The 10339-nt window shown below is 46.8% G+C and carries 10 protein-coding genes; all 10 read right to left on the bottom strand.

Annotated elements, in window-relative coordinates; translation table 11 throughout:
* The coding region (locus GPK58_RS08790; protein WP_215638520.1) for a hypothetical protein at positions 1–181 on the bottom strand (181 nt) is incomplete at its 3' end.
* 71 nt (positions 182–252) lie between these two features.
* Positions 253–579 (bottom strand): cupin domain-containing protein, encoded by a 327-nt coding sequence (locus GPK58_RS08785; RefSeq protein ID WP_021977941.1) that lies wholly within the window; start codon positions 577–579, stop codon positions 253–255.
* 211 nt (positions 580–790) lie between these two features.
* Positions 791–2014 (bottom strand): LL-diaminopimelate aminotransferase, encoded by a 1224-nt coding sequence (locus GPK58_RS08780; RefSeq protein WP_021651140.1) that lies wholly within the window; start codon positions 2012–2014, stop codon positions 791–793.
* Between the two features lie 6 nt (positions 2015–2020).
* A complete protein-coding gene (gatB, locus tag GPK58_RS08775) occupies positions 2021–3460 on the bottom strand; it encodes an Asp-tRNA(Asn)/Glu-tRNA(Gln) amidotransferase subunit GatB (RefSeq protein WP_215638519.1) in 1440 nt (479 codons plus the stop codon).
* On the bottom strand, positions 3457–4929 hold the full coding sequence (gene gatA / locus GPK58_RS08770; RefSeq protein WP_215638518.1) for an Asp-tRNA(Asn)/Glu-tRNA(Gln) amidotransferase subunit GatA: 1473 nt from the start codon (positions 4927–4929) through the stop codon (positions 3457–3459). The genes gatB and gatA overlap by 4 nt, the downstream gene beginning before the upstream one ends.
* A 15-nt stretch (positions 4930–4944) precedes the next feature.
* A complete protein-coding gene (gene gatC, locus GPK58_RS08765; protein ID WP_110102034.1) occupies positions 4945–5238 on the bottom strand; it encodes an Asp-tRNA(Asn)/Glu-tRNA(Gln) amidotransferase subunit GatC in 294 nt (97 codons plus the stop codon).
* 14 nt (positions 5239–5252) lie between these two features.
* A complete protein-coding gene (gene aspS, locus GPK58_RS08760; RefSeq protein ID WP_215638517.1) occupies positions 5253–6584 on the bottom strand; it encodes an aspartate--tRNA(Asn) ligase in 1332 nt (443 codons plus the stop codon).
* 120 nt (positions 6585–6704) lie between these two features.
* Positions 6705–7259, bottom strand: a complete 555-nt coding sequence (locus tag GPK58_RS08755) for an ANTAR domain-containing response regulator (RefSeq protein WP_215638516.1) — start codon at positions 7257–7259, stop codon at positions 6705–6707.
* Between the two features lie 38 nt (positions 7260–7297).
* Entirely contained in the window at positions 7298–8620 is a 1323-nt protein-coding gene (gene glnA, locus GPK58_RS08750; protein WP_173776039.1) for a type I glutamate--ammonia ligase, read from the bottom strand.
* Positions 8621–8849: 229 nt separating this feature from the next.
* Entirely contained in the window at positions 8850–10337 is a 1488-nt protein-coding gene (locus tag GPK58_RS08745) for a glutamate synthase subunit beta (RefSeq protein ID WP_173759092.1), read from the bottom strand.
* Between the last annotated feature and the right edge of the window lie 2 nt (positions 10338–10339).

Below are 10339 nucleotides of genomic sequence, written 5' to 3'. Positions count from 1 at the left end.
ACAAGATCCTTAGTCTTGCTCGTCTGCCAGTTCCGACACTTCCGCATATCGCATTTCTTCGGGATTCTTTATCTTCTTCCTCGCGACAAGTGATAGTATAGCAAAGCATCCTTCCTATGTCAACACTTTTTTCTAAAAAAATCAAAAAATATTTTTTATTTATACAATTTAAACTTTTCATTCAAAAAGAGCCATCCGCATAATCATGCAGTACGGCCCTTTCTGTCCTGTTATTCTGTTTTTGTTTTATGATCAGTCAAAAATGATCAGTGCCATAAATACAAGATCTGTCTCTCCTGTATTTGCAAGGCCATGACCTTTTCCGTCTGGTGTAATGGTGATATCACCGGCCTTTACCGGACGTTTCACACCGTTATCATCATACTCGCCTTCACCGCTTAAGATATAGTAGGTTTCTGTCTCTCCATGATGCTCATGGTATCCAAGGGAACATCCCTTCTCGATAGTAACCTGTGCGTAAAGTCCGCATTTTCCTTTCAGCTCGTCTCCCTCAAGAATGTCTTTGATGATCACATGGCCTTTACCGCCGCACATATTTTCTACTCTTCTGATACCCATGATAAAATCCCCTTTCGTGATTGCGTAAATTTGTGAATTTCATAAACACAGCCTCTTTGTGTTCTGCGTTTCACTTCCTGTACAATTATAAACGATATGATAAATTTTCGCAATCCTCATTGCCAATTTCCTGAATTTGCTCAAAAAATTTCTTATAAACGAAAACGAAGCAGACCTTTTACAAAGACCTGCCTCGCAATTTACACCTGTATTACAGATTTTTAATTCTCTCAATCGCTTCCAGTGTATTCTCATAGCTTCCGAATGCAGTCAGACGGAAGTATCCCTCACCATGTGCACCAAAGCCTGAACCTGGTGTTCCTACGATGTGTGCTTTCTCAAGGAGATAATCAAAAAACTCCCAGGAGGTCATCTGATCCGGTGTTTTCAGCCAGATATATGGAGCATTTTTTCCACCAGACACGGAAAATCCTGCTGCGGAAAGTCCCTCTAGGATAGTCTTTGCATTACGCATGTAATAAGCGATCTGCTCCTTCAGCTGTGCTTTTCCCTCCGGAGAGTAAACAGCCTCGCCTGCTCTCTGTACAATGTACGGAGCACCGTTAAACTTGGTTCCGTGGCGTCTTGCCCAGAGACTGTGAAGCTCTACGCCATCACGCACCAGTTCCTTCGGAACAACGGTAAAGCCAAGACGAACGCCTGTAAAGCCAGCATTTTTTGAAAAACTTCGAAGCTCGATGGCACAGGTTCTTGCACCCTCGCACTCATAAATGCTGTGCGGGACATCCTCCTCAGAAATATATGCCTCATATGCTGCATCATAGATGATCACGCAGCCGTTTTTGTTGGCGTAGTCAACCCACTCCTGAAGAGCTGCCTTTGTGATCGCACCGCCGGTAGGATTGTTCGGGAAGCAGAGATAGATCAGATCCGGTACTTCATCTGCCGGTATCTCCGGAAGGAAACCATTCTCCTCTTTGCAGGGCATGTAGATCACACCGTCAAAGTTCTCACGCTCTTTGTTATAAAGACCAGTACGTCCGGCCATAACGTTGGTATCTACATATACAGGATAAACCGGATCGCAGACTGCAACCTTGTTATCCAGTCCGAAGATCTCCTGGATGTTTCCGGAATCACTTTTTGCTCCATCGGAAACAAAGATCTCGTCTGCGCTGATGTCGCAGCCTCTGGACTGATAATCATTTTTTGCAATGGCACTTCTTAAGAATTCATATCCGAGATCCGGAGCATATCCGTGGAAGGTTTCTGCGTGTGCCATCTCGTCTACGGATTTATGAAGGGCATCGATGATCGCCGGTGCAAGGGGCTGTGTCACATCACCGATTCCAAGACTGATCACAGAATCCTTAAATTCCGGATTGGCCTCCTTATATGCGCTTACCTTCTTTGCGATATTGGAAAACAGATAGCTTCCCGGAAGTTTTAAATAATTCTGATTTACTGTAACCATAGTATTTTATCTCCTTCTCTCAATTTCCTCTGCCAGTACTTTTCTGACGCTGTCAGGATTTGCCTTGCCTTTCAGCTCTCTCATCAGCTGTCCTACAAAAAATCCCATAACCTTATCCTTGCCGCCCAGAAGCTCTGCCAGCGGTCCAGGGTTTGCATCTACGATCTTTTTCACAGTTTCGGTGAGAAGGCCTGTATCTTCTACGATCTTAAGACCATTCTCTTCTATATATACAACCGGATCAATATCCTCGTCAAACACTTTTTCAAATACTTTCTTGGCATTCTGTGCGCTGACCTCTTTTTTCTCCACCATGGAAAGAAGGTCTGCCAGATGCTTCGGGGTAAAGCTTACCATTTCCGGATCAAGGCCCTTGTCCTTTGTCAGGCGGAGAACCTCCACCATAAACCAGTTTGCCACCTTTTTCGGGTTTCCGAGAAGAACTGCTGTCTCCTCAAAAAGTCCTGCCAGATGTCTGGATTCGGTCAGGATCCCTGCATCATAAGCCGGAAGCTCATACTCCTTCTGATAACGCTCCATCTTGGCTTCACGAAGCTCCGGAATGGAAGTACGCAGCTCTTCGATCCATGCATCGGAAATGTGGATCGGCGGAAGATCCGGGTCCGGGAAGTAACGGTAATCCTTTGCATCCTCCTTGGAACGCATAGCATGGGAAGACTCTTTGTTATCGTCCCATCTTCTTGTCTCCTGTACAACGGCTCTTCCTTCTTCCAGAAGCTCGATCTGACGTTCTCTCTCTCCTTCGATCGCTCTCGCAATGGCCTTGAAGGAGTTCAGGTTCTTCATCTCTGTTCTTGTTCCGAAGGTCTCACTTCCCACCTCACGGACGGAAAGGTTGACATCGGCACGCATGGAGCCCTCCTGGAGCTTACAGTCAGAAACTCCAAGATACTGCATGGTGCAGCGGAGCTTTTCCAGATATGCGATAACCTCCTCGGAACTTCTCATATCCGGCTCGGATACGATCTCGATCAGCGGTACCCCGCTTCGGTTGTAGTCAACCAGGGAGCAGTCCTCCCACTCATCATGGATCAGCTTACCGGCATCCTCCTCCATATGCATCTCATGGATACGTACGGTCTTTTTGCCTGCGGAAGTCTCGATCTCAACAGCTCCGTCATAGCAGATCGGCAGATACAGCTGAGAGATCTGGTAGTTCTGGGGATTATCCGGGTAAAAATAGTTCTTACGGTCAAACTTACAGTACTGATGGATATGACAGTTTGCCGCAAGACCTGCCTTGATGGCAAACTCTACCACTTTTTTGTTGAGGACCGGAAGAGAGCCCGGCATACCGGTGCAGACCGGGCAGGTATGTGTATTTGGTGCGCCTCCGAATTCTGTGGAGCATCCGCAGAAGATCTTTGTTTTTGTGGCAAGCTCCACATGCACCTCAAGTCCTATGACTGTCTCATACTGTTTCATGCCTTTTCTCCCCCTTCCATTGCTGTTCCGAAATCACCACGTTTTTTCTCATAGGCGTGTGCTGCGCGGAACAGGTTGTTTTCTTTGAAGCAGTCACCGATCATCTGGATCCCGATCGGAAGTCCTGCTGCGTCTTTTCCGCATGGAACTGTGATTCCGGGAAGTCCGCACAGGTTTACTGCTACCGTATAAATATCGCCAAGATACATGGCAAGAGGATCTTTCAGGCTCTCTCCCAGCTTCGGTGCGGTAAACGGTGATGCCGGGGCAAGAAGAACATCATATTTGGAAAAGGCCTGATCAAATTCCTTTTTGATAAGGGCTTTTGTGCGAAGTGCTTTCAGATAGTAAGCATCGTAGTAACCGGAGCTTAACACAAAGGAGCCAAGCATGATACGGCGCTTTACTTCCTCGCCGAAACCTTCAGTCCTTGTCTTCTTGTACATATCATGAAGCCCCTCGTACTCTTTTGCACGGAAACCGTACTTCACGCCGTCAAAGCGCTCCAGGTTTGAGCTGGCCTCTGCGCTGGCAATGATGTAGTAGGCAGGGATCATATATTCTGTTGTCTTCATGGAGAAAAATTCTACCACTGCGCCCATCTCGGTAAGGCTCTTCAGCATATTCATAAAGGCCTCTTTTACCTCCGGGTTCAGTCCCTCTGAGAGATATTCCTTCGGCACGCCGAATTTCATTCCCACGATCTTATCCGTCATAGAAGCGGAGAAATCAAGATCCTCTCTCTTCATGGATGTGCTGTCCTTGGCATCGTGTCCGGCAATGATCTCAAGAAGTGCCGCACAGTCTGCAACATCCTTTCCTACCGGTCCGATCTGATCCAGAGAGGATGCATAGGCAACCAGTCCGTAACGGGATACTGTTCCGTAGGTCGGTTTGATTCCGGTAACACCGCAGTAGGAGCTTGGCTGACGGATGGAACCGCCGGTATCAGAACCCAGTGCCAGGTAAGTCTCTCCTGCTGCCACTGCCGCACAGGAACCACCGGAGGAGCCGCCCGGAACATGCTCCAGATCCCACGGGTTTCTGGTGACGCCGTAAGCGGATGTCTCTGTGGTACTTCCCATGGCGAACTCATCCATGTTTGTCTTTCCGATGATCACAAGACCTGCCTGTTCCAGACGGTCAATAACCTCGGCATTGTACTGCGGCACAAAATTCTCAAGGATCTTCGATGCACAGGTAGTTGTTTTTCCCTTGATGCAGATATTGTCCTTAATTGCAATAGGTACACCGGCAAGAGGTCCTGTATAGGTTCCATCCTCAATGCCCTTCTGTACCTCTTTTGCTCTTGCATAGGCTTCTTTTTTGTAAGTATCAAGATAAGCGTGGACCTTGTCCTCTTTTGCTTCGATCTGATCAAATACGTATTTCACACCGTCCAGGACGCTTATCTGATGCTGCTTGATCTTTTCCGCAAGCTGTAATGCGGTTAATTTTCCCAAATCCATGTCCTGTCTCCTGTCTTATCCAATTGTTTTCGGAACCTGATACTGGTTTTCTTTCTGTTTCGGTGCATTGGCAAGCATCGCCTCATGATTGTCTCCGTTTGTCACAATATCTTCACGAAATACATTTTCGTCCTCAAAAATATGGGACATGGGCTCTACGGAAGAAGTGTCAAGTTCATCCAGCTTGTCTACATAATCCAGCATCTTCTGCATGTCCTCTTTTGCTTTTTCCTTTTCATCCTCTGTCAGAGAAAGCTTTGCAAGGATGCAGACATTTTCCATTGTTTCATCATCGATTATCTTTGCCATCTTTTTTCTCCTTATTACGGCTCAAGTCTGTTCATATCACGTGGGAACAGACAGGTCTCACGAACGTTTTCTTCTCCGAGGATCTGCATGGTAAGACGTTCCAGTCCGATTCCAAGTCCTCCGTGAGGCGGCATTCCATGCTTGAAGGTATCCAGATACTGCTCCATACCCTCTTCATCCATACCACGGGCTGCGATCTTATCCTTCAGCATCTGATAATCATGGATACGCTGTCCGCCTGTAGTTACCTCAAGTCCCTTGAACAGAAGGTCAAAGCTTAATGTAAATTTCTCATCTGACGGATCATCCATTGCGTAGAACGGACGCTTCTTAGACGGATAATGTGTGACAAAAACAAAATCAGCATCATATTCTTCTTTGAAATATCTTCCGATCAGCGCTTCTTCCTCCGGCTCCAGATCATATGGGTTGCGGATCTTACGATTATATTTTTCAGCTACCAGCTCTTTGGCCTTGTCAAAACGTACTGCCGGGATCTTGTCCACCTTCGGAAGCTCCACCTTCAGAATGGAAAGCTCATGAGCGTAGTCTTTCTTAAGAAGTTCTACCGCATACTGGAGAAATCCGGTTTCCATCTCCATGATATCATCAAATCCGTTGATATAGCCCATCTCAAAATCAAGGCTTGTATATTCATTCAGATGACGTTTTGTGTTATGCTTCTCTGCACGGAATACAGGGCCGGTCTCAAATACACGGTCAAAAACACCTACCATCATCTGTTTATAAAACTGCGGGCTCTGTGCCAGAACTGCCGGTTTATGGAAATAACTCAGCTTGAACAGGTTTGCACCACCCTCTGCACCTCTGGCTCCGATCTTCGGTGTGTGGATCTCGGTGAACCCCTTCTCATAGAGGTAATCACGAAATGCCCGCACCAGAGCCTCCTGGATCTTGAATTTTGCACGCTCCTGCACATTACGCAGGGCAATAGGACGATAATTCAGCTTTGCCTCCAGGGAAGTGTTCAGCTTCCATTTGTCGATGGCCAGCGGAAGAGGCTCTGCAGGTGAGGAAAGGATCTCCACATGGCTGATGCGGAGTTCTCTTCCGTGAGGCGCTCTTTCTTCCTCATGAAGAGTTCCTGTGAGACGCACACACATTGCCTCCTTCAGATCATGAATGGAAACATTTGTCTTGTCGTTTTCATATACGGTCTGAAAAAGCCCTTCTTTTTTTCGAAGTATCACAAATGCCACGTCACCCATATTACGGATGCTGTGTATTGCACCTTCCACTGTTGCTTCCTGGTCTTTCATGCTCTCGGAAAGAAGCACATCCCAGGCACATTCTCTAGTCTTACAGATTCCATCCATAAATTCCATTCCCTCATCCTCCAATTCAAAGTAGTTTCACCGAATCAGGAAATCCCCTGCGGAATTTTTCCCGATCCGGTGTGATATCAGGCATTCAGAGCAGATCATTTCTGTCCGCCCTGTTGTTTTTTACACAGAATCATATAAAAGCATCAGAACCATCTGGGCCGTTTCAACCATATTGGTTCCGGAATCCATACTGCATTTCTGGATATAGCGGTATGCGTCATCCTCGCTCAGGTGATTTCTTTCCATTAAAAGCATCTTTGCATTTGAAATATAATTCTGTTCTTTCCATGAACGCTGCTTCGGCTTTTTCTTATCTTTTTTCCAGCGCCTTTCGATCTGAAAGATCATCATGCTCACCGTATTTACCAGATCTCCGACCTTCAGAGGCATTCCCACACATAAAACGGAGGTTGGTGCCTCACTGATCACTCCCCGGGAGGCCATAAGCAGCATTTCAAAATAATCCGGCATATAGTCCAGAAGATCACGGTAGTACATATCCTGAAGATGATAACCGCAAAGCAGAACGCCGCCATCAAGCTCCGAGATACTGGCAAGGGCATTGGCACCTGAATTGCATACTGCCGCCACCGTGAATCCATATCGGTTAAGGACTGTGCGGATCTTTTTTGCATCTTCTATTTTCGGTAATGCAATCACGATACTCGTGTTCATAAGCCGCCACTCTCTTTCGTCCCATTATGCCTCGTTCATCAGATCCGATACAGATACTCCTCGATCTCCCAGTCGGAAATCTCCTGAGAATAACGCAGCCACTCTTTTCTCTTGGCCTGCGCATACTGTTTGCAGAAAGCTTCTCCAAGGATTTCCTTCATCCAGCTGCTGTCCTCAAACAGTGTGATCGCTTCCCGCAGGTTCTCCGGTAAATTCTCGATACCCTGTTCCTTCTGATCCGACTCGGAAAGAGAACGGTTAGAAGCTTTTGTAGGATAGATCTTCTTCTGGATTCCATCCAGGCCCGCTGCCAGGCATACCGCAAAAACAAGGTATGGGTTGGATGCAGCATCCGGGCTTCGAAGCTCGATCCTGGTATCAGCACCATTGACTCTCGGGATCCTTACCAGTGAATTCTGGTTATTTCTCGTCCAGGTCAGCTCTGTAGGTGCATCAAATCCAGGTACAAGACGCTTATAAGAATTTACAAGCGGATTGGTGATCAGAGTCATCTCACGGCTGTGAGCCAGAAGACCTCCGATAAAATAGTATGCCTCTTCACTTAATCTGGACGGATCCTCCGGATCCACGAAAATATTTTTTCCATTTTTAAACAGTGAAAAATGGATATGCATGGCTGAACCGTTTACTTCCCGTCTTGGCTTCGGCATAAATGTCGCATGAAGTCCATGACGTTTGGCTATAGTTCTTACTGCCATCTTAAAGGTTATAACTTCGTCTGCCATCTCACGTGCTTCCCCGTAATGAAGGGCGATCTCATGCTGTGCAGGTGCTGTCTCATGATGAGAGGATTCCACCTCAAATCCCATATCCTCAAGAGTCAGTACCATGTCACGTCTTGCATTTTCGCCTAAGTCCACCGGACTTACATCCAGATATCCGGCCTTTTCGTGAGAAACCGTTGTAGGCATTCCGTTATCATCAATATGAAACAGGAAAAACTCGCATTCCGGGTCAACATAACAGGTATACCCTGCCTCCTCTGCTGCCTGCGCTGTTTTTTTCAGAATATATCTGGAGCTCATCTCATGCTCTGATCCGTCTGCACGGCGCATATCACAGATCAGTCTTGCAACCTTTCCCTGCTGAGGACGCCATGGAAGAATTGAAAAAGTATTATAATCCGGATACAGGATCAGATCCGGCTCCTTTTCTCCCACAATGCCCGCAATATGAGAGCCATATACAACGCACTGGTTATCCAGGGCTCTTGGAAGCTCTCTTGCTGTGATCGCAATATTTTTCAGAGTTCCAAACATATCTGTAAACTGGAGGCGGATGAACTCTACGTCTTCCTCCTCTGCCATTGCAAGAATCTCTTCTCTGGTATAATTCCCCATAGTATTCTCTCCTTTATTTCCTCATCACACAAAATAATTACCCTCAAAATCAGAAAAAGGGTGCACTTCAGAGAGCTTCCGCTCCTGAAGAACACCCTTGTTCATGGACGTAATTATAGCAATCGGTCAATTCTTTGTCAACCATTTTTTAAAAGGGGCAAAAGTTCAAAAGCTTTATCGCGGAAACACGAACAGTTTTTTTGACCTTTTGCCCCTGGTATCTGTTATTTTACTGTAAATATGAATAGCTCATCAGTGATTCGTCCACTGCTTTCGCAGCCTCACGTCCCTCATGGATTGCCCATACGACAAGGGACTGTCCACGATGCATATCACCTGCTGTGAACACACGATCTACGCTTGTTGCATACTGCTCCGGTTTTGTTTCCACATTGGTTCTTGGTGTAAGCGCTACACGGAAGGCATCTGTCACATATTTCTCGCTGCCAAGGAAGCCGGCTGCAATAAGGACCACATCTGCAGGGATCACTTCCTCACTGCCCTCAACCGGTACCATATTAAATCTTCCGGTCTTTTCATCCTTTACGCTTTTCAGTTTTACGATCTTGGCCTTGCAGACATTTCCTTTTTTGTCCTTGATAAACTCGGTAACGGTTGTCTGATAGATCCGAGGATCATGGCCGAATACTGCAATAGCCTCTTCCTGGCCATAATCAGTTTTCAGGACCTTCGGCCACTCCGGCCATGGATTGGAAGGAGTTCTTGCTGCAGGAGGCTGCGGCATCATCTCAAGCTGTGTTACAGATTTCGCCCCCAGACGGATGGATGTTCCCACACAGTCATTACCGGTATCACCACCGCCAATGACCAGAACATTTTTGCCCTTTGCAAGCTCATATGGAAATTTTGCAAAATCTGTATCCAGAAGACTTTTTGTTACCTGCTTCAGGAAATCCACTGCAAAGTAAATTCCCTTGGCATCTCTTCCCGGAACCTTGATATCTCTCGGATGAGAAGCTCCACAGCAGAGAAGGACACGGTCATAATCCTTCAGAAGCTGTTCTGCAGTGATGTCAACACCAACATTGATATTGGTAACAAATTTCACGCCTTCCTCTTCCATCAGCTTCAGTCTGCGGTCAATGATCTTTTTCTCCAGCTTCATGTTCGGAATGCCGTAGCGGAGAAGTCCTCCGATACGGTCGTTTCTCTCAAATACGGTTACGCTGTGGCCACGGCGGTTCAGCTGCTGTGCTGCTGCCAGTCCGGAAGGACCACTTCCGATGACTGCGATCGTCTTTCCTGTGCGGACAGGCGGGATCTGCGGTTTTACCCATCCTTCTGCATAGGCTGTCTCAATGATTGCTTTCTCATTCTCCTTTGTGCTGACCGGATCTCCGTTCAGGTTACAGGTACATGCAGCTTCGCAAAGTGCTGGACACACTCTGGATGTAAACTCCGGAAAGCTGTGTGTCTTGTTTAAACGAAGGAATGCCTGCTTCCAGTTTCCTGTGTACACAAGGTCATTTGTCTCAGGAACCAGGTTGTGCAGCGGGCAGCCGGAAGCCATTCCGCCGATCATCATACCTGACTGGCAGAAGGGGACGCCGCAAGCCATGCAGCGTGCTCCCTGAAGTTTCTGTTTTTCTTTATTTAATGGAATACGAAATTCGTTGAAATTCTGAATACGTTCCTTTGGCGGCAGAACCTTTGCCGTTTCTCTTTCATAATCTAAAAATCCAGTTGGCTTTCCCATTT

Origin of the sequence: Blautia sp. MCC270 (assembly GCF_018785605.1) — a bacterium.
GTDB lineage: Bacteria > Bacillota > Clostridia > Lachnospirales > Lachnospiraceae > Blautia_A > Blautia_A fusiformis.
This window is presented reverse-complemented; position numbering and strand designations above follow the sequence as displayed.